We start from the raw sequence: 23,357 nt of genomic DNA, 5'->3' as shown, positions 1-23,357 counted from the left end.
TTAGCATGCTCATCCTACACCCAGACGGGGTACACCACAAAAATGCGTTGATGAAGCACGACGTTTATGCCGCTATACCGTGTGTGTTGATTTCGATGTCCGACAACAATCGTTCTTGCTTCGTGCTGAGCAAGCACCACCGGCTGAACGGAAAGCATGATCTGTATTACAGGACACTTATTTGGATACGCTGCTCCATGATCGGTTCTGATAGGCGAAGATGCAGACGAACATCGGCTCCCATCTAATATTAATTGATCGTCGAACGAGAAAGGCAGTAATCCCGAATGGGGAGCCGTGGCGTTCGTGCAAGACGGGTGCCTCGTAGAAAGCGGGACAGGATATGCCAGTCGTTGTCATCGTCGATGACCGCGCGTTGAACCTCAGGATCCTGAGAAGCTGCGCCGAGCAGCTAGGAGAGGGAGTGGTCGTCCGCACCTATTGTCGTGCCGCCGATGCGCTGGACTCACTCCCGGCTGACCGACCGGATCTGATCGTAACCGATTATGTGATGCCCGGCATGTCCGGCGAGGAACTCATTTACCGCTGCCGCGCATCGCCGGTCGGCGCCGACATCCCGATCGTCGTGGTCACGGCGTTCGAGGACAAGGAATGCCGCTACCGAGCGTTCGACGCCGGTGCCAGTGATTTCCTTCTGAGCCCGGTCGACCCCCGCGAATTCTGCATCCGCGCGCGCCACCTGCTCACACTCCGCGCCCAGCAACAGACGCTGCGCAACCGCGCCTCCTCCCTGGAAACGCAGCTGGCGGCCGCGCTCCGCCGCCATGCGGAAGAGCTGCAGCAGCGGGAGCGCAATCTCCGGCGTATCGTCAACACCGTTCCGGCCCTGATCAGGGCCGCCGATGAGACCGCGGTGATCACCCTGCTCAACGAATACCATGAGCAGGTTTTCGGGCTGGCCGTCAACGACGTCGCCGGCAAGACATTGAACGAGGTGTTCGATCCCGACTACGGCGATCGGCACGAAGCCCTTAACCGCGCTGTCCTGGCGCAGGATCGGACGCTCACGGACGTAGAGGAAACCATCACGGATATCCAGGGACGGAAGCGGGTGTTTCTGACCACCAAGGCGCCGTTGAATGCAGAAGACGGCAACTCTCCGCAAGTGGTGACTGTGTCGATCGATATCACCGACCGGAAGCATGGTGAACAAGCTCTTCGCGAGAGCGAGCAGCGCTTTCGTGCGCTCGTGGAAGGCTCCCTGCTTGGCATCGTCATCAAGCGCGACGGCAAGCCACTATTCGCCAACCAACAGTATGCCTCGATTTTCGGCTACGACAGCCCCGCCGAGATCCTCGCCCTGCCGACGCTGGATGTACTCTATGCACCGGGCGAACGGGACCGCGTCCGGCGCTATCGGGCGAACCGGAATGCCGGGAAGACAGCGCCGATCCGCTACGAGGTGCAGGGCCTCCGCCGCGACGGCACGCTGATCTGGAACGAGGCACAGGTGCAGCGGGTCTCGTGGCAAGGAGAGACGGCCTATCAGTTCACCGTCGCCGACATCACGCTGCGCAAGGAATACGAGTTCCAACTCGAGCGCCAAGCCAACTTCGACGCTCTGACCGGCCTGCCCAACCGAGTTCTCGTTCTCGACCGCCTTCGTGGCGCGATCCTCAGCGCCACCCGCCACGATCACAAGGTCGGCGTTCTGTTCCTCGATCTGGACAACTTCAAGAAAATCAACGACACGCTCGGCCACGCCACCGGCGATATGCTGCTCAAGATGGCGGCGGACAGGCTGACTGGATGCGTCCGCGCCGAGGATACCGTCGCCCGCCTCGGCGGCGACGAGTTCACCGTGATCCTGCCGAAGCTGTCCTCGGCCGATCAGGCGGAACCAGTCATCCAGAAGATTATCGACGCGTTCGCGACCCCATTCGTACTGGGGGCCGACGAGGCGTTCGTAACAGTGAGCATCGGGGTGACCGTCGCCCCCGACGACGGATCGCACGCTCATCTCCTCATGCAGAACGCCGACGCGGCGATGTATCGCGCCAAAGAACAAGGGCGCAACACGTTCCAGTACTTCACGACGGATCTGAACCGTCGCGCCGTGGAGAGGATGCGGCTCGAAAGTCACCTGCTCCGCGCGCTGGAGCGCGATGAACTTTGCCTCCATTATCAACCGATCTACGATCTGCGCACCATGGAGGTGGTCGGCGCGGAAGCTCTGCTGCGATGGGTCAACCCGGTACTCGGCTCGGTTGAGCCGGAACGTTTCATTCCGCTCGCCGAAGATACCGGCCTGATCGTCTCGATCGGCGCGTGGGTGTTGGACACGGCGTGCCGCCAGATCGCCGACTGGAAGCGCCGGGGTTTCCCGGCACCGCGCGTTGCCGTCAACATCTCCAGCCGCCAGTTCCGCGGCCGCGACCTGCTGAACACCTTGAGCGAAACCCTCCACAGGCACGGGATCGACAACCAAGCGATCGAGTTGGAGATCACCGAGGGGCTCCTGATGGACGAGCTGCCGCAAACCAAGAACAATTTGCGCGAGCTGGCGGCACAAGGCGTCCGCCTGTCCCTCGACGACTTCGGCACCGGCTATTCGAGCCTGAAGTATCTGTCGCAGTATCCCGTCACGACGCTCAAGATCGACAAGACGTTCGTCGCCGACGTTCCGGCGGATGCGGGCGACGCTTCCGTTGTCGAAGCGATTATCGCCATGGCCTGCCGGCTGGGGGTGGAGGTTGTCGGGGAAGGCATTGAAACCGAAGATCAGTTGCAGTTCCTGAAGGCGCACGGCTGCCACATGGGGCAAGGCTTCCTGTTCAGCCGGCCCTTGCCGGCCGAGGAGTTCGAGCGCGCGGTAAGCACGCACAATGGCACTGCAGCGGCCGGCGGCGGACGCCTTCAGAGCCTTCCCGCCGTGCCGATGAAAGCCAGAGGCCGCTGAGCGTTCACCTGCAATGGGCGCCAGTCCCTTCACTTTGAGTCCCTGACCGGGTAATGATGCGGCCCGTATCCGACGGAGACGGAAGGCAGTATGGCTTTTGGGTTAGGGGAAGACAGGCGGCGGCGCCGGCGGCGCATGCGCTGGACCCTGTTTAAGTGGATCGTGGCGCTCGGCTTGATCGGCCTCGCCGGCTACTGGGCATACGACGAGGGCGCACGGCTCGCCGGCACGGAGGTCACGCGCCTGGAGCGGGAGATCGACACTCTGTCGACGACGGTGGCCGACCTCCGCGAGCGCGATGCCGAACAGCAGTCGGAGGTCGCCGCAGCCCGCGCCCATGCGGAGGAATGGCGTCAGCGCTATCAACGGGAAGTCCCGGCCGGCGACCTCAAGCAGTTGTTCGACCTGGTTCGTGCCAAGCTCGACGCCGGCGTTCCCAGCGAACGCTTGAGCTTCGTCATCGACGCTGCCCGGAAAGAGGACGAATGCACGGATGACCCGGAGACCAAGCGTTTCGTGATCCCGACGCCGCTCAATAGGGGAGCCGCCGATTCCACCCGGTTCGCGAACGGCACGCTGATCGTCCGGGCTACCGGCGCCACCGCCCGCGACGCCGCCGGCAACATCGAAGCTTGGTTCGACACGGCGGAGCCGATCCAGGTGCGCATCACCCACATCAGCGGCAAGGAATGGGAGTTCTCCGGCGTCTTGCCACTAAACCTGCAGCTTGTCGTCGCCGATCAGGAATACCGCTTTAACCTCGCCGCCGGCGCGCGCGGCTACGTGGAGGTGACGGGGCAGGTATGCCGCTATCCGTAAGCGCCACCCACACCGCTGGCTCCGACGCTGCGGGAATCAATCCTTGCGGTAGGGATTGTGAATGGAGTCCAAGAGCGCCGCGAACACGCTGCGCACCTGTGCTTCGTCGCACCCCATCAGGAGCGCATCTTCGAAGGCGTCCTGACATTGTTGGCGGAGTTCTTCCAAATTCTCGTTCAGAACCTTGAGCTTCTCCTCGCAGGATACGACGGCGCCATCGGGCTGCCGCCAGACGATGCCTCTTTCCGTGCCCGTTCCACCCGCCATGACGTTGCCTCTGTCGATCCCGCCGCGATTCTTCACAGTAATTTTGCGTGAGTGTGGGAATTCAAATCGTCGCCGACAAGAGGCCCCGTTGTTCGAATCCTCACTGCAGATGGCGACGAAAGTCGATCAACAGCGCCTTCAGCTCCGATTCGTCGACCCGCCGCGCAGCCTGCTCCGGCGTCATCCAGACACGATCCCGCTGCTTCCGTTCCGGCCAGTCCTCGCACACGGTCTGCACCAGCATGGGAAAGACCTGGACGTGGCACCTTCGCCGGCCGGCGCTCTCGTCGGCTTTCACGTATGTGTAGGTGCTGATGCAGCGGGCGTCCGTCGTTCCCAGCACGCCCGCTTCCTCGAAGGCCTCTTTGGCCGCAGATTCGGCCGGCGTCATCCCTGGCTCGAGGTTGCCTTTCGGGAGAACCCAGCGCCTGGTGCTTCGTGACGTCACCAGAATCACCTCGGGCTCGCGCTGGCGCCAGCGGTAGGCGAGCACCGCCGATTGCGGAACTCCGCCTTCATCCTGGTCCTCCGACCGGCAGCGCGGTGCTGTCCTCCCGCAGAATCGCTGAAACAGCCGTCGCATCAGGTCATGGGCCGCCACGCGATTCAGCCTTCTTGCAACAAAATAACAGGGCTTCCAACAATTTTTGGTGCAGGCTTACGCCAGCCTGCATTAAGTTGCCGCAGGTTGTAAGTTGATGCAGCAAAGGTAACCATCATGAGCAACGACATCCAGAAGATGTCTCAGGATTTTCAGCATCGCGTCCGCGAAGTGGCCTACTTCATGTGGGAAGCGGCCGGGCGGCCGGTAGGCATGGCGATGCAGTTCTGGGTCGAGGCGGAGCAGCAAGTGTTCAAGACCATGCAGGTCGCGACCGAAGCGATGATGCCGTCGGCGCGGCACGAACCTGCGAAGAATGAGGAGGAGCCGACCGGAAAGCCCGCGTCGTCGGCCGAGCAGAAAAAGCCGGTCAAGTCCGGCGCGTCCGAGAAGCAATCCGGCAAAACCGACAAGACTCTCAAGAAAACGGCATCCGCTGCGGGCGCAGACAAGAAGCAGAGCGCAACGCCGGCCGAAAAAACTGCGACGAAAGCTTCCAGCAAACCCAAGAAAACAGCAACGACGAAAAAGTCGTAACTGCCGCGTACGGCGCGCTCATGCTGCGAGGGGGCCTATGCTTCAGCCAAGCTCAGCATAAGATACTGTTTTTGCTGGCTCGCCTTTCGGTTCACCACGTTTCCGCCGTTCAAACCAGTACCTCACCCTGAGCGTGTCGAAGGGTGAGGTTGTCGTTTTCGAAGCGGACGCATTGATGCGTCAGAGCTAAGCCCTCACCTTCTTGGCTCAGGGCCGGCACGCATCATCCGTCCCCGTCGCGGGTGCCCCGGCCGGTCCGCCGGGCGGCGGTGTGAGCGAGTATGCCTTCCTTGACGTCAGGGCTCGCATCGCGCCAAGCCGCAATCTCATCCACCGTCCGATAGCAGCCACGGCAGAACCCGGTTTCGCCGTCGATCTCGCAAACCCCGATACAAGGTGAATTCAACGCCTTAGTGACCCCTGTGCCTTTGCCGTCAAGCCCGGTTTCTACTTCAGTTGCTGCAGTGCAGCATAACCTCTAGACTGGGATCAAGCCATGGGTAAGATGGTCGCGACCGCTGCCTTGTGCTTCCAATTGCCGGTGACGCATCGTCTCCTCCATGCCGATTCGCAATTTAAACAAGCTGTTCTACCCTCGCTCGCTGGCGGTTATCGGTGCATCCGCCGACGCGGACAACCCGGGCAGCCGGGTCATGCGCAACCTGCTGCAGGGACAGTTCCAGGGGCCGGTGATGCCGGTCAGCGCCCGCCATGTCGCCATCTCGGGCGTGCTGTGCTATCCTGGGATCGCCAAGCTGCCGCTCACCCCGGACATGGCAATCCTTAGCGTTAGCCCCGCAGAGGTTCCCTCCAGCCTCCGTCAACTGGGCGAACGCGGAACGCGTGCGGCGATCGTGCTGTCGCCGACGGACGCCTTTGCCGAGGACCCGCACGGGCGCGGCTTCCACGACGCCATCCGGTCCGCGGCGCAGCCATTCGGCATGCGCGTTCTCGGGCCAAATTGCATGGGCCTGATGGTGCCGCATATCGGACTCAACGCCAGCACCGGTCACCTGCCGGCGGAAACAGGCGGCGTTGCCTTCGTGTCGCAATCCGCAGCCATCTGCTCCTCCGTCCTCGACTGGGCCCGGCGCCGTGATATCGGGTTCTCCCACTTCGTCTCCCTGGGCGATGCCATCGACATCGACGTGGCCGACGTGCTCGACTACCTCGGCAGCGATGCGATGACGCGGGCCATTCTCCTCTATGTGGAGAACATCAGCCGCGGCCGAATTTTCATGTCGGCGGCGCGCGGCGCCAGCCGCAATAAGCCGATCATCGTGATCAAGGCCGGGCGCTCGCCGGAGGGCCAGCGCGTCTCCCAGTTCCGCTCGCGTACGCCGACAGGCGCCGACGATGTCTATGACGCCGCCATTCGCCGCGCCGGCATTCTGCGCGTGTACAGCTTCGGAGAGCTGTTTGCGGCGGTGGAGACGTTGGCGCGGGTGCGGCCACTCAAACGCGACAGGCTGGCGATTCTCACCAATGGCTACGGCATGGCGATCATGGCCGCGGATACGCTGGCGACCAAAGGCGGGCATCTCGCCGAACTGTCGTGCGACACCATCGGCAAGCTTGAGCGTGTGGTGGGCAATGGGGGTTACCGCAACAACCCGGTAAGCATTGCCACCGATGCTCCGTACCAGACCTACGAAGCGGCGGCGCGCATTCTGCTCGACGCGAAAGAGGTCGACGCTTTGATGGTTCTCCACAGCCCGACGGGAACCCAGTCCAGCGTTCATGCGGCGGAGGCCATCGCGCGCGTGGCGAAAAGCAGCCGCATAAACGTCCTGACCAGTTGGATGGGCGGCCAAACGGCCGAAGCCGGGCGGCAACGGTTTGCCGCGGCTGGTGTGCCGACCTACGATACGCCGACCCAGGCAGTTGACGCGTTCATGCACATGGTGCGCTTCCGGCGCAATCAGGAGATCCTGATGGAGACGCCGGACTCGACACCGCTGGAGTTCACCCCCGACACCGACTTGGCGCGCCGGAAAATCGCGGCCGTGCTGACGTCGGGCCCTGTGGATGTGGACGAAGCCGACGCCGGCGCCATTCTGGCGGCGTATGGCATCCCGCTGGCGAAGACTGCCGTTGCCGCCACGTCGGCCGAAGCCGCAGAACGGGCGGAGCAGTTAGGCTTTCCCGTGTTCTTGAGGGTGCTGGCCGGAGAGGATGCGGCCGGTTTGGAGCCGCCGGGGGTGTCGTCCTACCTGAATGACCGCGCGTCGGTGCGGCGCGCCGGCAAAGCCTTGCTGGCGGCCTTCCAACGCCAACACCCGGGGGCATCGCCGGCGGGGCTGCTGGTGAAGCGGTCGCCGCTCCGCCGCTACGGCCGCGAGGTGCGCATCCACATGTCGGGCGACCCGGTATTCGGCCCGGTCATCGTCTTCGGCCAAGGCGGTCTCGCCGGGCATCTGTCCGGGGACCGCGCCGTTGCGCTGCCCCCCCTCAACATGAACCTTGCGCAGGAGTTGATTTCGCGCACGAGCATTGCTGCCACTCTGGCGGGCAGCGCGGAGGTGCCTCCCGCCGACATGGAGGCGTTGTGCCTGACCCTCGTCAAGATTTCCCAACTCATCGTCGATCTCCCGCAGATCGTCGAACTGGAGATCAATCCCCTCCTCGTCGATGATCAGGGCGTCGTCGCCATGGAGCAGCGACTCCGCGTGGCTTCCGTTTCGGCCGAAGCGGACCGGCGCATGGCCATCCGCCCTTACCCGAAGGAGTTGGAGGAGGACTTGGTGCTGCCGTCCGGGCAGCGGGTGCTGCTGCGGCCGATCCGGCCTGAAGACGAACCCGCACACTACGAGTTTCTGTCGCGGGTGAGTCCGGAAGACATCCGTTTGCGGTTTTTCGGGTCCATCAGCCGGCTCCCCCATACCGAGATGGCGCGATTGACGCAGATCGACTACGACCGGGAGATGGCGTTCATCGCGACCGCGCCGGCCGGAACCGGCGTCGGCATGGATACTCTCGGCGTGGTGCGCACCGTTACCGACCCCAACAACGAGACCGCCGAATACGCCATTCTCGTGCGCTCCGACGTCAAGGGACAGGGGCTCGGATGGAAGCTGCTGGACAAGATGGTGCACTATTGCCGCAGCCGTGGCACGCGGCAGATCGTCGGCCAAGTGCTGCGCGACAACTTCCGCATGTTGTCCATGGTGACCGGCATGGGCTTCAAAAGCCGGTCTATTCTGGAAGACGACATCGTCGAGGTGACGCTGGACCTTTGAGCCGCCCGGGCGATGCGACCTTCAGGCCTTCGGTTCCAGCGACACCTGGTCGGCTGCTGGATACACCGGCTGATCGAAGGAGGTCGCGTCAACTTCAAAAGTCGCCGTGACCGAGCGGTGGATCAGCCGCACCAATGGCACCCGCGGTTCGGCGAAAATGTCGTGGCTGAGGAAAGCCAGAAGGAATTGAACACCGAGGATGATCGGCAAGGCGGCGAGCATGACCGTGCCGGCCGGGGTGACGATGTTGAGGGCGGCGTGGGCCATCCATTGTTGAACGCCGTAAACTGTCCCGAACGTCACGAGCGGAAACGACAGCGCCAGCTCGATCGACGCGATGGAGAAGCCCCGGAGGAAATAGCCATAAATGATCCGCCGCACGGTGTTGTTGGCGTGGCCCACCAGGAACGACGGCCAGACTTGGCGAATGCGCAGGTTGCTGACCTCTCCGCCGTAGCAGGCGCGCATCGGAAAATCCTGAACCACGGCGCGGATCGTGTTCAGGCGAAACAACATGTCGCTCTCGAAGAAGTAACGCCGACTTACCTTGTGGAGCGGGAGGAGTTGCAGCACTCGGGTGGACACGGCCGTGAAGCCGTTGGTGGGATCCATGACCGACCAGTAGCCGGACGACAGCTTGGTCATGAGCGACAGCATCGCGTTGCCAATCAGACGCTTGCGGGGCATCTCCACAAGGTCGTCGGGACTGAAGAAGCGGTTGCCTTTGACATAATCGGCCCAGCCGCGGCTGATCGGATTGGCGATCGCCGCGATCAGCGCAGGATCTGCCTGGCCGTCGCCGTCGAGCTTGACGACAATGGTCGCGTCCGTCTGCATCGCGGCGCGATAGCCGGTGATGGTGGCGCCGCCCACGCCCTGGTTGCGATCATGCCGAAGCACCGTGACCCGAGGATCGCTGCACGTCGCGCAGACGAGCCCGCCACTGTCCTCGGGGCAAGAATCATCCACCACGAATATGTAGGCCACTTCCGGTCCGATACCCGCTAGGATCTGAACAATCGTGTTCCTGACCCGGAAGCAAGGCACAACAACCGCAATGACCGGTGGCTCCAGCAGCGGCGGCAGTTCGACATCGGACAATCCGCGGGACGGATAATGACCCGTTCTCATCATTGCCTTACGTCTCGCAAGTCTTGAACGTCCATGAGTGCGTGTGGTTTTTCCTCCCAACATCATTCTCCGGCAAACGCGGGCTCTCCGCAAGCTGGCGTTTTTGCACCGCAAGCTTCGTCAACCGAAAGTGCGCGGGGTCACCCTGCCGTAACGTTCACTCTCGATCTCGAGTACCACCGAGACGCCGCCGCGTGCGCTTCACGCGTTGTCGCAAACACCTTGCGCATCCTGGACTTTCTCGAATCGATGCAAGTCCGTGGCACGGTGTTCGCCGTGGGCCGCGTCGCCCGCGCGCAGCCGGCACTGATCCGTACCGCCGCGGCGCACGGCCATGAGGTCGCCTGCCACAGCCTGGATCACCGCCCCATTGACCAAGCAGACGAGTCGGCCTTCCGCGCCGATACGGCGACTGCCAAGGCCATGCTTGAGGACATCGCAGGCGTCGCGGTCGTGGGGTTCCGCGCGCCGGTGTTCTCGATGACACCACGGACGCCGTGGGCGGCGGGTGTCCTCCGCGACCTCGGCTTTCACTACTCGTCGAGCGTGATGCCGGCAGCCAGTCCCCTTTACGGCGATCCGATGGCGCCGCCACACCCGTTCCGCTGGATCAGCGGTCTCGTCGAACTTCCCTGCCCGGTGGCGCGCCTCGGCCCGCTGGTGTTCCCCTTCCTCGGCGGCATCTACCTGCGCTATCTGCCGATCCAGGGCCTGCAGGCGTTGCTGCGGCGGCGGGCGGGGACGGGGTTGTGGACCTACTGCCACCCATACGATGTGGACGCCGAGGAGGGGCTGGTGCGGTTCGCCGGCGCCGGACGCGTCGCGTCGCTGCTCCTGTCCCTCAATCGCCGCCGCACCTTCGAGCGGCTGCGGGCGGTCTTGGCAGACGGCGCAGCGCCGCCGCTGGCAGAGCGCATCGCCGCCGGGGAATTCGCAGATGCGCCGGACTATGTGCCGGGCCGGGCCCCGGACGCCGGAGCAAGGTGACCGGCCGCCGCGGCCACCGGGAAAACCAGCGCCAGCACCGCCACCTGCCCCAACACCAGGGCGAGGCGCACCGCAAGCGCCAAAGTCACCGCTCGTGCCGTCTCCACATCGAACGCCATCAGCACCCCGGCCAACCCTGCTTCAGCGACCCCGAGGCCGCCGACCGTGTAGACAGGGATTGCGCCGATCACCTGGACGGCTATGCCCGCCAGAACCATCTGCTCCCAGTCGAGCGCGGCATTGAAGGCGTGAAACAAACAGACGACGGTTGCCGCCGCCGCGAGCCATGCCCCAAAGGTCAGGGCAAGGACCGAAAGACGCACCTGGATGCGCATGATCCGCCGCGACCAGCGGCTGGCCTGCAGCGCGAGCAGCACCACCGTCCGCGCCAGCCTCGCCCGCCGTCCGAACCACTGCAGGCAGATCACGCTGACCATCGTCAACAGGCGGGGCAGGCTGAGCCAGCACGCCAGGACGGCCGCGCTGCCGCCGGCGATGATGAACCACAGCACGATCGATCGGGCGTGCTCCATGAAGGCCAACAGCACCGTCGACAGGAATAGAACGGCCAACACCACCGTGTCGGAAAGACGCTGATACACCAGATTTCCGACTGCGGCACCGAGCCGCTGCCGAGCGATGCGGTTCAGCAGCAAAAGGTACGCCAGTTCTCCGATGCGAGCCGGCAGCAGCACCAGGTAGACGCCATGGAGGCTGGTCATTTTGACGCAGTCGGCGAATCCCGCCGCGGGTCGGGGCGCGAGCAGCACCCGCAGACGCACCGACGCCAGCACCGTTTCCGTCACCAAGGCGGCAAGCGCCAAGGTCATGAAGCCGGGCTTGACGTTCGTCAGCACCCGCGCGAGGTCGGAGAGGTCAAGTTGCGAGAGGACCCAGGCCAAGGCTGCGCCGGACACGAGGATCGACACCCCCCAGATCCAAACCGCCGATCGCCGCTCTAGCCCCTGGTCCATGCTCCCCCGCTTCGCCGGCTAACAAAGCCGCCGCTGTCGCGGTTGTCCGGATGCGTTCGCTCCGCTAAAGCATGCTGCATGCGGCACCCGCCCTTCCCGCCCACACAACGAGCAAGGATGCACCGGCCGCACAGCTCCGGCTTCGCGGCCGCCTGGCGCGAATTTGTCATCTGCGGGCTGAGGCTTCGCGCGGCCGGACGGTTCGTCCGGGTTCCGTCGCTGGTGCCGGGACGTTTCGTCCTGTCGTACCTGCCGCTGCTCAATTACACGGACGTGTCGATGTCCGAGGTCGATGAGCTCGTTCACGATGCGGGCCGACACCCCTACCTCATCCGCGTGCTGAACTCGACCGCTTGCGATCCGGAACCAAATCACCCGGTGGCCGCCCGCCTGGCGTTGGCCGGGCACGATGAGGAGCACATTCTGACACGGGTGATCAAGCCCGCGTGCCGCCGGAAGCTCAAGCAGGCGTGGCGGGCCGACTACACGGTCGAAGAGGCCGACGATTCCGTCCTGGCGTTGCGCCTTCATCGCTTTCTCGCCGACACTTTGCAACGACGACACGGCATTCCCGCGCTTCCAGCGCATCTGTTCGCCGCGCTCGCCGACCACGCCGCGATCGACGCCCGCTTCATCATGCTGTCGCTCCAGGGGCGACCGGTCGCCGGGATGGTGCTGATCCTGGACGGCGGGCTGGCGTGGGTGCCGTGGATGGCCGCCGACCCGGCGGCTTTTGCACAATCGCCGAACCACCTGCTCTACTGGCGGGCGATTGCGGCGGCACGCGCCTCCGGCTGCGACATCCTCGACTTCGGCCGCTCGCCCTACGCGAGTCCCACCTGGCGCTTCAAGAGTCAATGGGGCTGCACGCCGGTGCCGATCGCGCTGCTGGCCCCGACGCCGATCCGGATCTACGAGAAATACGGCTGGGCGACGCGCGTATGGCGCCATCTGCCGGCAACCGTGGCGCGGCCTGCCGGCGGCTGGCTCACTCGCCACCTCGCCGACCTTTAAATGAGAACGGAATACCAGAGGCTCACCATGAACAGCGACACCCGCCAGGACGAAGCGCCAGACGGCGGCGCGGACGGCGTCTACGACACGTGGTCGTCGCGCTATGGTGTTGATGATCCGCGGGCCTCGGGCTACGTCTCGCCGTTCTGGTTTCGCCAGGAACGGCGCTTGATCCTCGATCTCGTCGGCCCCCGGCCCGGGCGGGTCCTGGATGTCGCCTGTGGATTCGGGCTGGTGACCCTGCCGCTGGCGGCGCGTGCCTTCGAAGTCTTCGGTGTAGATTACAACGCCCTCGCCTGCCGCGGCGCCGCCCGCAACGGCCTGCGTGCAGTGCGCGGCAACGCCTTCGCGCTGCCGTTCCCGGACGACACGTTCGAGACGATCACCTGCATCGAATTCCTGCAGCAGTGCGAGCGGGAGCAGGTCGCTGCGCTGCTCGGCGAACTCGCCCGCATCGCCGCGCCGGGGGGCCGGCTGATCCTGGTGTGGCGCAACCACCGGGCGCCGTTGCACCGGCTCGCGCTTCGCATCTCCGACGCGCTGGGCCGCCCGCGGGTTCCGCTCAACGAGCACCCGTTCGAGAATGTCGCTGCGATGGCGCAGCGTGCAGGCCTCGGCATCGAAAAAGCCGGGGCGATCTTTCCGCCGTTCCGCCAACTGTTCGAAGATCGGCGGGGGGTCGCCGCCGGAGTCCTCGGCACGGGCTTTCTGGTCGTCTTGCGCAAAGCGGGCGAAATCCCTTGAAGACGATCGCCCCGGCTCGCAACTCTTGATGCAGAGCAACGATGGAGGTGGTCCGATGACCACGGTTCTTGTCGTCGGCGCAAGCAAGGGGATCGGCCTCGAGACCGTCAGGCAGGCCCTGGAGGCCGGCCATCGGGTTCGGGCCCTGGCGCGAACGGCCGACGGAATACCCGTACACCACCCGGCGCTCGAAAAGGTGTCGGGCGACGCGCTCGACCGCAGCGTGGTGGCGGGCGCGCTGAGCGGCGTCGACGTGGTCATCCAGTCCCTGGGGGTGACGGCGGGCCTTGACTTCATCTTGAAGCCGGTGCGGTTGTTTTCCACGGCGACACGGGTGCTGGTCGAGGCGATGACCGAGTCCGGCGTGCGACGGCTGATCTGCGTCACCGGCTTCGGCGCCGGCGACAGCCGCGGCAAGGGCGGCTTCATTTACAACACCATCGTGTTTCCGATCGTGCTCAAGCGCGCGTACGACGACAAGGACGTGCAGGAGCGGATCATCCGCAACAGCAGCCTCGACTGGATCATCGCCCGCCCGGGGCTGCTCACCAATGGTGCTCACACCGGCGCCTATCAGGTGCTGTGCGATCCGCGGTCATGGCGGGCCGGCGCCATCTCGCGGGCCGACGTTGCGGATTTTCTCGTGAAGCAGATCGACAACGACCGCTACCTTCACCAAACACCGTTGCTGATCAACTGACCTTCGAGAGCAGGAACCGCACGGCGCGTGCAAGCAGCAGCATCGCCCAGGCCATGGCGATGGCGAAGCACGGAATGAGAATCAGATTGTAGCGGACGACGCTGACCGAAACGAAGGCGTGGAACCCGGCCATGAACCACGGCGGCAGAACGAACACGATCGCTTCGCTCCAGCGGCGCCGCACCGCGACCACCGCCATCGGCACGAAGCAGACGAATGCGACCAGACCCCACTCCTTGGCGACCCATAGCCCGCGCCACAAAAGGGCGAACGTCACCATCACGTGCTTGATGGGCTCGGCAAGCATGAAGGTTTGCACCAGATAGGCGACGTGCGCCTCGGGGCGGCCGGCCGCAGCGAGCGTCTTGCGGTAGAACGTTTGGCCGATGCGGTAATAGCCGTCGAGATGGTCGAACGCCAAGCGCTCGTACAAGTCGGGGTCGAACAGCGTCGCGGCCAGGCTGTCGCCGAAGCCGGGGAGCCAGTAGACGAACGCCACCAGCCACTCCTGCCATGTCATGGCGTTGTAGGACAGGCGCAGCGCCAGTTCATGGCCGCCGTATCCCGCCGTAATGTCGGCGACGCCGAGCAGCATGACGTTGCGCGTGACCCACGGCGCCACCACGATCCCGTAGCCCAGCGCCAGCATTGACGTCATCAGCGCGGTGCGACCGACGCGGCCACGCCCGCGAACCACGAGTCCGACGAACGCGAACACGACGCTGGCGTAGAACAGGTAGGCGAACGAGGGCCGAACCAGCGCCGCCAGGCCGACCAGCAGCCCGGCCGCCAACCATCGCACCACCGTCGGCCGCCGCCATGCAAGAACCGCAGCGATGGCAAACCCGGTGAACAGCGGAAACATCAGGTTTTCAGTGAGGATCTGGACGGCATAGAGCGCGTACTCGCCGGTAGCGAGCGCCAGCAGCATCGCCAGCCAGGCGCAGGCGAGCGAGCCGCAGACCAGACTGCCGGCGACGAACACCAGAAACGCCGAGATCGTGGCCAACGCGGCCTGCACCGAGACCAGAAGGCCGAGGTCGAGGTCACACCCGGCCTCGACCGCCCGCGCACGGTGCTCAAGCATGCAGGCGAGACGGTCGGCGCTGTCGAGATCCATGGCCAGAACGCCGGCGACCAGGGACGGATACAACGGCGCCACGAACATGCCGGGCGGCGGTTCCGGCTGCGGCCACGGCGACAGTTCGGAGCCGTCGGTGAAGGTGTGGTACCGATGCAAGTCGAGCGCGATCGACCCGTACCCGTGGGCATCGGCCAGCGGCACCACCGGATCCAGACGCAGAACCTGCAGCAGCGTCACCAGCGCCGCCACCATCAACGCCGCCGCGGCGTGGGCGGCGACAGGAGCGTCGCCAAGCAGACGTTGCGTCAACCGCGCCACCCTCTATCCGCTCTTGTGGGATGTTTCGGGTGTTGCATCCCCGGCGCCGTCCCGGTCGGGTCGGGGCGGATCGGAGGCCAGTGCCTGCAGGCGCTGCTCGTAGACATCATAGAGCCCGGCGATGGGCCAGCCGTCCGTGCTTTGCCGGCAGGCTTCGAGGATCTCCAGCGCCTGACGCCACTGCTGCTGCCGAAAGGCCGCGAACAGCCGCGCATGGGAATCGGCAAGGCTACGGAACGTTGCTGTCGACGCAACCTCCTCATCTCCCACGACCGTAAAGATGCGAGACGCTTCGCCGCGGCCGCGCACCTGCACCCAATCCACTTCGAGGAACGCCAGATCTTCCGCCGCCAGCCGGGTCTCTTCGCCGACAATGATGCCGAGCCGGTAGTCCTTGGACAGTGCTTCGAACCGCGCCGCCAGATTGACGGCGTCACCCAGCACTGAATAGTCGAAGCGCTGATCGGAACCCATGTTGCCGACCACCACGGCACCGGTGTTGATGCCGATGCCGACCGCCAGCGGACCGGGCGGACCGGAATCCGTCACCTCTCGACCTGGCGTTTCGTTGACCCTGTGCATCGCCGCCTGCATTTCCAACGCCGCCAGGCAGGCATGGCGCGCGTGGTCCGAGTCGTCCAGGGGGGCGTTCCAGAACGCCATGAGGCAATCGCCGATGTATTTGTCGACCGTCCCGTGTCGAGCCAGGACGACCTCGGTGAGCGGCGTCAACACCCGATTGATCAGCCGCGTCAGGCCTTCCGGGTCGCGCCGGGACGCCTCTGCAATGGCGGTGAAGTTGCGCACGTCGCAGAACAAAATCGACATGGTTCGAGTCTCGCCGCCCAAGCGGAGTCCTTGCGGATTTTCCGCCAAGCGTTCGACCATGGCCGGCGCCAGATAGCGGGAGAACGCGGTGCGGATGCGGCGGCGGCCCGCCTGCTCGCGGGCCCGGCCCGCGACGCTGAGAACGGTGAACAATAGCAGCATGGCGATGACGGCGAAGCCCACGTCGATCAGCACGCGATAGACGCTGAACAGCGTCCACGATGCGGCGATGGCGCCCCCGGTCAGCAGCACGAACGGGACCAGAGTCCAGCCGGCGCCGAGCCGCGGGATCAGCCAGAGAATGAGTCCGCCGCCGACGACCAAGAGCGCTAGCTCGATGGTCTTGGCGAACCGCGGCCGGTGCAGGAAGGTGCCCGCCAGCGCGTTCTCGATGAGTTGCGCGTGGATCGCGACGCCGGAAGCCGCGGGCTCCACCGGCGTCGACCACATGTCGAGGAGGCCGCTGGCAGACGTGCCGATCAGCAGCAGGCGGTCCCTGATGCGCGCCGGGTCGACCGTGCCCGACAGCACTTCGTGAGCCGATACGCTGCGGGACGGATCAGGTCCGGAAAAATAAGGCCAGGCACGGCCGAGGCGGTCGGTCGGGATCACCATGCCCGCAGCGATGCGCACCGCCGCAACGCCGGCTGCATCCATCTCGACCACAACGCTGTCCTGCCCGAATGCAACCCTAAGAATCTCAAGGGCCAGGGTCGGATGCGGATCGCCATCGTGAACGACGGCCATCGGCACCCTGCGGACGATTCCGTCCGCCTCGGGAAACAGGCTGAACAGCCCATGCCCGACCGCGGCCGCTTCCAGTTCCGGGATGTTGCGGAGCAGTACCGGCGCGTCCACGAACAATCTCGCCAAGCTGGGCACCCCTTCGGATCGCCGGACGGCAATCCTCGACGCCAGCGGCGGCAAAGGGCTTGGCTCGGAAGACTCCGACAAGAACGGATCGGCCGCAGCCCGCGTTGCCGCAACGCGGCCGAGCACCACGCGGCTCGCACGGATGGCGTTGGCGAAAACCGCGTCGTTATCGGGCATCGCCTGCAGGCGCGCCCGCGTCTCCGCATCGAGACCATCAAGGGATCCGGCGAGCCTGCCCGGATCAAGGCGATCGGGTTCAAGAAATATGATGTCAAACCCAATGAGCGCGGCCCCCATCTCCGTCAACCGCTCCACCAACCGCGCCAGCACCGTGCGCGGCCACGGCCATTGTCCATGGACGGCGAGGCTGTCGTCGTCGATGTCGACGATGATGACGGGGTGCTGAGTGACGGCGCGCGGCCGGGCCGCCTGCATCACGTCGAACAACTTAGCCCGGAGAGTCGTGATCGGCCCGAGATCCGCGGCATAGGCAGCCACGAGCATCCCGAGCAGCGCCAGCCCGATCCACCGCTCGCGGCCGCCGCCGGCGCGCGGACGAGGCGCATCAGACGCGCGACGGCGAAGGCGAAGCAGGTTCGGCATGATTGAGCCGGAGCATCCAGGGACTGAACGGTACAGGCAAGACCATGGACCAACACAGACGTTGCGGCAATCCCAGGCCGCCACGACAACCATGACGAGACTGGAGCCGAGGCTTTTCATCATGTATATTGTGGGGCATGACCGGTCCCCATTCGAGTACCTGGCTCCGCCCCTTCCTTCGCACCTTGACGCCGACCTTCCGCGAGGTACTGGTGCTGTCGGCAGGCATCAACGTCCTCGCCCTGGCTGTTCCGGTGTTCGTGCTCCAGGTGTACGACCGGGTGGTGTTCCACGCCGGGCTCAGCACCTTGCAGGGGTTGGTGGTTGGGATGGTCGTGGTCATCGCCTTCGACTTCGTCTTTCGCCAGTCCCGGGCACGGATCATGCAGACGGTGGCCCTGCGCGCCGACGTCATCGTCGGCAGGCGCCTGTTCGACAAGCTGATGGCCCTGCCGCTGCGCACCCTGGAATCGCAAGCGACATCGCACTGGCAGACGCTGTTTCGCGACGTGGACGTGGTACGCAACACGGTCTCCGGCGCCTCCGCGGTGCTCGTCGTCGACCTGCCGTTCGTCTTGCTGTTCCTCGCCCTCACCTTCATCATCGCGCCGCCGGTGGCCTGGGTGCTGTTAGCGGTTCTGCCGGTGTTTTTGTTGGTCGCCTGGCGCTCCGGAAGCGCCGTCTCCGCCGCCAGCAGCAGCGAAAAAGACGCCGGTCTGGCCCGTGACCGGCTGATCGCCGAACTCGTCGCCGGACGCACCACCGTCAAGGCGCTCGGGCTCGAAGCCGTCATGCGGCCGGCGTGGGAGGAGAAGCAGGCCGACACCATCGAGCGCGCCCTGATCCGCGGCGCCAGGGCTGACGGCTACGCCGGCCTCGGCACCACACTGACCATGGCGACGACGGTGCTGCTGACCGCTGTCGGCGCCATCGCCATCATCAACCAGCAACTCACCATCGGCGCGTTGATTGCGGCCAACATCCTCGGCGGCCGCATGCTCGGCCCGCTGACGCAACTGGTCGGCTCGTGGCGAACATACGTCGGCTTCCGCGAATCCGCGACGCGGCTGGGCGCAATGTTCGCCTTGGCGGAAGAACGCCGCGAGGCCGCAATCACCCTCCAGCGACCCAAGGGCAACATCAGCGTGGAAGCGGTCAGCTTCACCTTCGCGCCAACGGCGCGGCCGGTCATCGACTCCCTGCACCTCGCCCTGACCGCTCCCGGCGTCTACGGCATCATCGGCCGCAACGGCTGCGGCAAGACGACGCTCCTCAAGCTCATGCAGGGCCTGTACACGCCGGCGGCTGGCCGGATCCTGTTGGACGACGCCGACATCGCCCAATTCACGAGGGCGCAACTCGCTGCCTGGATCGGCTACGTGCCCCAGGAGTGCGCCCTGTTCTCCGGCACCATCCGCGACAACATCGCCCACCGCCGACCCGACGCCGCGGACGACGTGATCGCTGCCGCGGCAGAGGCGGCCGGCGTGCACGCGGTCATCGCCGATCTGCCGGAGGGCTACGCCACCGAAGTCGGCGAAGCCGGCCATCGGTTGTCGGCCGGGCAGCGCCAGCGCATCGCCATCGCCAGGGCGATGCTCGGCGACCCGCCGGTGCTGCTGCTGGATGAGCCGTCCAGCAGCCTCGATCGCCAAGCGGAACAGGCGCTGAGCGCAGCGGTGCGGCGGATCGGGCGTGAGCGGACAGTGGTGATGGTGACACACAGCCCGGCGTTGCTGGCGGCTTGCGACACCGTGATCGGCATGCACAACGGCCGGGTGGCGCTAAGCGGGCCGGCCGCGCAGGTGTTGCCGCGCCTGTTGGGCACCGCCCGATCGGCCGCCGCCGGAACCTCGGCGGCGGTCGAGGCCGCGGACGCTCCTGAATGACGCGCCTGGACGCGCTGCTCGCGGACCATCCGCTGCCGACGTGGCGGCGGGTCGCGTGGCCGCTTGTGGTGTTGCTGCTCGCTCTGACCGGGTGGGCGGCGTTCGCGGAGCTGGACGAAGTGTCTGTGGCGCCGGGGGAGGTCATCCCGCAAGGCAGGGTCAAGGTCGTCCAGCACCTGGAAGGCGGGATGATCGAAGCCATTCATGTCCGGGAAGGCGACAAGGTGGCGGCCGGCGACGCGCTGGTCAGGCTCAACCTGGGCTCCCTCGGCGTCAACCGCGACGAATTGCAGGCGCGGCTCGACGGGGAAGCGCTGCGCCGGGCGCGGTTGACGGCGGAAGTGGAGATGCGCGAGCTGGCGCTGCCGGCGGAACCGGCAGAGCGCCAGCCGGCGCTGGCCGAGGCCGAGAGTGCCGCGTTCGAGGCGAGACGCAAGGAGCTGGAGTCGGCGCTGACGGTGCTGCGCTTCCAACTCGAACAGCGGGAATTGCAGGTCGAGGAACTGGAAGCGCGCCTCCGCGCCGTGAGCAAGAACCTGGAACTGGCGCGGGAACGCCTGCGCCTGTCGCACGGCCTGTTGTCCAGGGGCCTCACGGCACGCATGGAGCACCTGCAACTGGCCGCCGAGGTCGAGGAGCTGGAGGGCGAGAAACAAAGCCTCGTTCCGGCCGTGCCGCGCGCCCGCGCCGCCGTTGCCGAGGTCACGCAAAAGATCGCCGACGTGGAGATCCGCTTTCGCCGTCAAGTCCAGGACGATCTGATCACGACCGAGAACAGCCTTGCCCGGCTGCAGGAGCTTTGGGCCGAAGCCACCGAGCAAGGCGACCGCGCCGACATTCGCAGCCCCATCGACGGCATCGTCCAGAACATGCGTACCAACACCATCGGCGGCGTCGTCGCCCCCGGTGCCCCCATCATGGAGATCGTCCCGACCGGCGACCAACTGGTGGTGGAGGCCAAGCTCAGCCCGACCGACCGCGGCTATGTCCGCGAGGGCCAGCCGGCCACGGTCAAGATTTCGGCCTACGACTTCGTCCGCTACGGCGGGCTCGACGGCACCGTGGTCCACGTGGCACCCGACGCCAGCACCACGGGCGACGGCCTCTCCTACTTCCGCGTCGTGGTCGAGACCGTTCGGCCTTACCTCGGCGAAGACGAAGCCCGGCTGCCGATCACCCCCGGCATGCAGGCCACCGTGGATATCCACACCGGCGCCAAGACGGTCCTGCGCTACCTGATCACCCCGGTGCTCAAACTCCGGAGCGAAGCGTTTCGGGAGCGCTGACGCAGCGTCTGTTCTTCAGTCCATAATCAGCATCATCCCGCCTTCACGCCGCTGCATCTCCCTCGGAAACGCCTCGTGGACGACCAGCCAGATCAGATTGGCGAAAGCCGGATCTTCGAGCCCCATGCTCTGCGGCAGCCGGCCGTAGGCGTTGGAAAGCGGCACGTCTGCGTCGCATAGGGTCGCCTGGAGATCGACCGCGCCCTCCGGCAGCGGCTCGCCGCCTTCGCTGCGCCCGAGGCACTGGCCGCGCCCGCCGCCGCCGCCGGCGTTGAACCCCATGACCAGGCGCAGGTCGCGGCTGCCGGCCGCATCCGGGTCCGTGGTGAGCCGCGGCCGCGCGTTCCAGCTGAAGGCGCGGGTGGTGGCGGCGAGCACCGCCGCATCGCGCTCGGCGCGTTCCACAGCATACGGATCGCCGCGCACCTCGATCAGCAGCGGCCCGGACACCATCACGCCTTGCGCGAAGTTGCGGGCGGCGGGGTGCCGATAGGTGTGCCCGGTGGTCACGGAATTTGCACAGGCGCCCACCAGGATCGCCAACGATACCGCACCCAACCGGTCGGCGAGGCTCATGGCAGCATCCTCCGCGAGGAACGGCTGCGGACCATTGAGGAGACCAGTCCGCGCCCTTAAGTATATCGCATGACGATCACCAAGTTTCCATTGCGCCTCATGGGTTGGCGAAGTGCATTGCCTGGGCGCGTCGCAGGGATCATCCCGATGCTTGCTGCCGTGACCGGCGTCGCAATCTCCGCTTGCACCGGCGCGCCGACCGTGGATCCGCGGCTTGACGACGTGCGTCTTCCCGCCGAAACGGCAAGTCGGCCGGAACGGCGCCAATCCTACGACACGACCAACATCGAGGCGCTGAATACGGATCCGCGCCTGCAGAAACTCCGCGAACAAAAGGATGACAAGCCCAACCCGAACATCCAGCATCGGCGCTACAGCCGCGGATCGCGCGCTTCGTTCGACGGTGACTTCGGCGGGCAAGATCCGCCGCCCGACGCCGCGCTGGCGCGCCGCCTCGCCATTGAGCAGAGCCGCATCGACGGCCGCCTCGGCAGCATCGACCGCACCCTCGATCAGATCGACTCGCGCACGATGCGGAAGCCGGCCGAGTTGCGCCGGGAGGATCTCGGCGACGTATCTCGCGAGACGCTGTTGGAGCGCGAACGCCGCAACCTCGTCCATCGCCGCGAACGTCAGGACGCGGAGGAACGCCGGATCGAGCACCAACGCCGGATGCGGTTGGAAACACCGGCGCCGGAACTCGGAGCCCAACGTTTCAGCATCCAATGACGCGCGGCCGGCGATGATCATGACCGGTGCGGCCGCTTATGCCTGACGGCGTGGGCAAGTGTTCGTCGATGACCGTCAAAATTCTGTCGGCGATCGGCGACGTCGACGCCGCGGCGTGGGACGCCTGCGCCGGAACTCGCAACCCCTTCGTCCGGCACGCCTTCCTGGCGGCGCTCGAGGAGTCGGGCGCCGTGTCGGCAGAAACCGGATGGATGCCGCAGCACTTGGCGGCCCACGACGGCGACGGTGTACTCATCGGCTGCGCACCGCTTTATCTCAAGAGCCATTCCTATGGCGAATACGTGTTCGACTGGGCATGGGCTGATGCTTATCAGCGGGCTGGCGGGCAGTACTATCCCAAGCTGCAAGCAGCCGTGCCGTTCACGCCGGTACCGGGCCCGCGGCTGCTGCTGCAGCCGGGCGCTCCGGCAGCCACCGCTGACGCGCTGGCCGGCGCAATGGTCCAACTGGTCGGGCGCCTCGACCTGTCGTCAGCGCACGTCACGTTTGCCGAGGAGTGTGAATGGCGCCGGCTCGGCGCGCGGGGCTTTCTGCTGCGGGTCGGCGAGCAGTACCACTGGCTCAACCGCGGCTACCAAAGCTTCGACGACTTCCTCGCCGCGCTGTCGTCCCGCAAACGCAAGGCAATCCGCAAGGAGCGACGCGCCGTCGCCGACCAGGACATCCGCATCCGCACAGTGGTCGGCGGGCAGATCGAGCCCCGGCACTGGGACGCGTTCTATCGGTTCTACCGCAACACCCACGCGCGCAAATGGGGCCACGCCTACCTCAACCGCGCCTTCTTCCGGCTGTTGGCCGAACGCATTGGCGACACTGTGGTGATGGTGGTGGCGGAGTTGGGAAGTGGCGAGCCGATCGCCGGCGCCCTCAACATCCGTGGGCCCGACGCCCTTTACGGCCGCTACTGGGGCTGCACGGAGGCCGCCAAGTTCCTGCATTTCGAGGTGTGCTACTATCGCGCCATCGACTTCGCCATCGAGCACGGGCTGTCACGGGTCGAAGCCGGCGCTCAGGGGCCCCACAAAATCCAGCGCGGGTACCTGCCCGTTCGCACCTTCAGTGCCCACTGGATCGCCGACGCCCGCTTCCGCGATGCCCTCGACCATTTCCTCATGCGCGAACGGGCCGCCATGGAGGAAGAAGGGCGGCTCGCCGCCGAGGCGTCGCCCTACCGGTCAGACCTTTAGTGGCCCACTTCGCCCGCTCATGCTGACCGG

At 65.7% G+C, this 23,357-nt stretch carries 20 protein-coding genes; 12 read left to right on the top strand and 8 right to left on the bottom strand.

Features of this window, described 5'->3' with window-relative positions:
* The first annotated feature begins 343 nt into the window (after nucleotides 1-343).
* Both IPM60_17505 and IPM60_17500 read left to right on the top strand, forming a co-directional pair.
* A complete protein-coding gene (locus IPM60_17505; GenBank protein ID MBK8909592.1) occupies nucleotides 344-2,920 on the top strand; it encodes an EAL domain-containing protein in 2,577 nt (858 codons plus the stop codon).
* Nucleotides 2,921-3,010: 90 nt separating this feature from the next.
* Nucleotides 3,011-3,739 (top strand): hypothetical protein, encoded by a 729-nt coding sequence (locus tag IPM60_17500; protein ID MBK8909591.1) that lies wholly within the window; start codon nucleotides 3,011-3,013, stop codon nucleotides 3,737-3,739.
* 36 nt (nucleotides 3,740-3,775) lie between these two features.
* On the opposite strand, the gene IPM60_17495 is transcribed toward IPM60_17500, so the two are convergent.
* Both IPM60_17495 and IPM60_17490 read right to left on the bottom strand, forming a co-directional pair.
* Entirely contained in the window at nucleotides 3,776-4,006 is a 231-nt protein-coding gene (locus IPM60_17495) for a hypothetical protein (GenBank protein MBK8909590.1), read from the bottom strand.
* A 100-nt stretch (nucleotides 4,007-4,106) separates the two neighbouring features.
* Nucleotides 4,107-4,589 (bottom strand): NUDIX hydrolase, encoded by a 483-nt coding sequence (locus tag IPM60_17490; protein ID MBK8909589.1) that lies wholly within the window; start codon nucleotides 4,587-4,589, stop codon nucleotides 4,107-4,109.
* 135 nt (nucleotides 4,590-4,724) lie between these two features.
* On the opposite strand from IPM60_17490, the gene IPM60_17485 reads away from it, so the two are divergent.
* Nucleotides 4,725-5,144: a DUF2934 domain-containing protein gene (locus IPM60_17485; protein MBK8909588.1), complete on the top strand. Its 420-nt coding sequence runs from the start codon at nucleotides 4,725-4,727 to the stop codon at nucleotides 5,142-5,144.
* Between the two features lie 223 nt (nucleotides 5,145-5,367).
* Here the strand turns inward: IPM60_17485 and IPM60_17480 are convergent, their stop codons facing one another.
* A complete protein-coding gene (locus IPM60_17480) occupies nucleotides 5,368-5,550 on the bottom strand; it encodes a DUF1289 domain-containing protein (GenBank protein MBK8909587.1) in 183 nt (60 codons plus the stop codon).
* Between the two features lie 154 nt (nucleotides 5,551-5,704).
* Between IPM60_17480 and IPM60_17475 the strand changes: the two genes are divergently transcribed.
* Entirely contained in the window at nucleotides 5,705-8,383 is a 2,679-nt protein-coding gene (locus IPM60_17475; protein ID MBK8909586.1) for a GNAT family N-acetyltransferase, read from the top strand.
* A 21-nt stretch (nucleotides 8,384-8,404) separates the two neighbouring features.
* Here IPM60_17475 and IPM60_17470 read toward each other — a convergent pair whose 3' ends face one another.
* Complete coding sequence (locus IPM60_17470) at nucleotides 8,405-9,514, bottom strand: glycosyltransferase (GenBank protein ID MBK8909585.1); 1,110 nt, start codon at nucleotides 9,512-9,514, stop codon at nucleotides 8,405-8,407.
* A 33-nt stretch (nucleotides 9,515-9,547) separates the two neighbouring features.
* Here IPM60_17470 and IPM60_17465 point away from each other — a divergent pair, with 33 nt between their 5' ends.
* Entirely contained in the window at nucleotides 9,548-10,501 is a 954-nt protein-coding gene (locus IPM60_17465; GenBank protein ID MBK8909584.1) for a polysaccharide deacetylase family protein, read from the top strand.
* Here the strand turns inward: IPM60_17465 and IPM60_17460 are convergent.
* On the bottom strand, nucleotides 10,462-11,430 hold the full coding sequence (locus IPM60_17460; protein MBK8909583.1) for a flippase-like domain-containing protein: 969 nt from the start codon (nucleotides 11,428-11,430) through the stop codon (nucleotides 10,462-10,464). The two genes, IPM60_17465 and IPM60_17460, sit on opposite strands and share 40 nt — an antisense overlap.
* Nucleotides 11,431-11,592: 162 nt before the next feature.
* Between IPM60_17460 and IPM60_17455 the strand changes: the two genes are divergently transcribed.
* Genes IPM60_17455 through IPM60_17445 form a run of 3 tightly spaced genes read left to right on the top strand, consistent with a single transcriptional unit; the run spans nucleotide 11,593 to nucleotide 13,933 of the window.
* Nucleotides 11,593-12,489: a GNAT family N-acetyltransferase gene (locus IPM60_17455; protein MBK8909582.1), complete on the top strand. Its 897-nt coding sequence runs from the start codon at nucleotides 11,593-11,595 to the stop codon at nucleotides 12,487-12,489.
* Nucleotides 12,490-12,516: 27 nt separating this feature from the next.
* The gene (locus IPM60_17450; protein MBK8909581.1) at nucleotides 12,517-13,233 is read left to right on the top strand and encodes a methyltransferase domain-containing protein; all 717 of its coding nucleotides are present in this window, start codon (nucleotides 12,517-12,519) and stop codon (nucleotides 13,231-13,233) included.
* A 55-nt stretch (nucleotides 13,234-13,288) separates the two neighbouring features.
* A complete protein-coding gene (locus IPM60_17445) occupies nucleotides 13,289-13,933 on the top strand; it encodes an SDR family oxidoreductase (protein MBK8909580.1) in 645 nt (214 codons plus the stop codon).
* Here IPM60_17445 and IPM60_17440 read toward each other — a convergent pair.
* Both IPM60_17440 and IPM60_17435 read right to left on the bottom strand, forming a co-directional pair.
* Entirely contained in the window at nucleotides 13,926-15,335 is a 1,410-nt protein-coding gene (locus IPM60_17440) for a hypothetical protein (GenBank protein MBK8909579.1), read from the bottom strand. The two genes, IPM60_17445 and IPM60_17440, sit on opposite strands and share 8 nt — an antisense overlap.
* A 3-nt stretch (nucleotides 15,336-15,338) precedes the next feature.
* The gene (locus tag IPM60_17435; GenBank protein MBK8909578.1) at nucleotides 15,339-17,639 is read right to left on the bottom strand and encodes an adenylate/guanylate cyclase domain-containing protein; all 2,301 of its coding nucleotides are present in this window, start codon (nucleotides 17,637-17,639) and stop codon (nucleotides 15,339-15,341) included.
* Between the two features lie 137 nt (nucleotides 17,640-17,776).
* Between IPM60_17435 and IPM60_17430 the strand changes: the two genes are divergently transcribed.
* Complete coding sequence (locus tag IPM60_17430; protein ID MBK8909577.1) at nucleotides 17,777-19,528, top strand: ATP-binding cassette domain-containing protein; 1,752 nt, start codon at nucleotides 17,777-17,779, stop codon at nucleotides 19,526-19,528.
* Nucleotides 19,525-20,814 (top strand): HlyD family type I secretion periplasmic adaptor subunit, encoded by a 1,290-nt coding sequence (locus tag IPM60_17425; GenBank protein MBK8909576.1) that lies wholly within the window; start codon nucleotides 19,525-19,527, stop codon nucleotides 20,812-20,814. Before IPM60_17430 ends, IPM60_17425 begins: the two co-directional genes overlap by 4 nt.
* A gap of 15 nt (nucleotides 20,815-20,829) precedes the next feature.
* Here the strand turns inward: IPM60_17425 and IPM60_17420 are convergent, their stop codons facing one another.
* Nucleotides 20,830-21,390 (bottom strand): hypothetical protein, encoded by a 561-nt coding sequence (locus IPM60_17420; GenBank protein MBK8909575.1) that lies wholly within the window; start codon nucleotides 21,388-21,390, stop codon nucleotides 20,830-20,832.
* Nucleotides 21,391-21,537: 147 nt separating this feature from the next.
* Between IPM60_17420 and IPM60_17415 the strand changes: the two genes are divergently transcribed.
* Complete coding sequence (locus IPM60_17415; protein ID MBK8909574.1) at nucleotides 21,538-22,119, top strand: hypothetical protein; 582 nt, start codon at nucleotides 21,538-21,540, stop codon at nucleotides 22,117-22,119.
* Between the two features lie 38 nt (nucleotides 22,120-22,157).
* The gene (locus IPM60_17410) at nucleotides 22,158-23,327 is read left to right on the top strand and encodes an N-acetyltransferase (GenBank protein MBK8909573.1); all 1,170 of its coding nucleotides are present in this window, start codon (nucleotides 22,158-22,160) and stop codon (nucleotides 23,325-23,327) included.
* The last annotated feature ends 30 nt before the right edge of the window (nucleotides 23,328-23,357 follow it).

The sequence above is a fragment of the Rhodospirillales bacterium genome, from assembly GCA_016710335.1.
In the GTDB taxonomy this organism is placed as follows: Bacteria; Pseudomonadota; Alphaproteobacteria; order Rhodospirillales; family Defluviicoccaceae; genus JADJXQ01.
The sequence above is the reverse complement of the archived record's forward strand: the minus strand, read 5'-3'. Positions and strand labels throughout refer to the sequence as shown.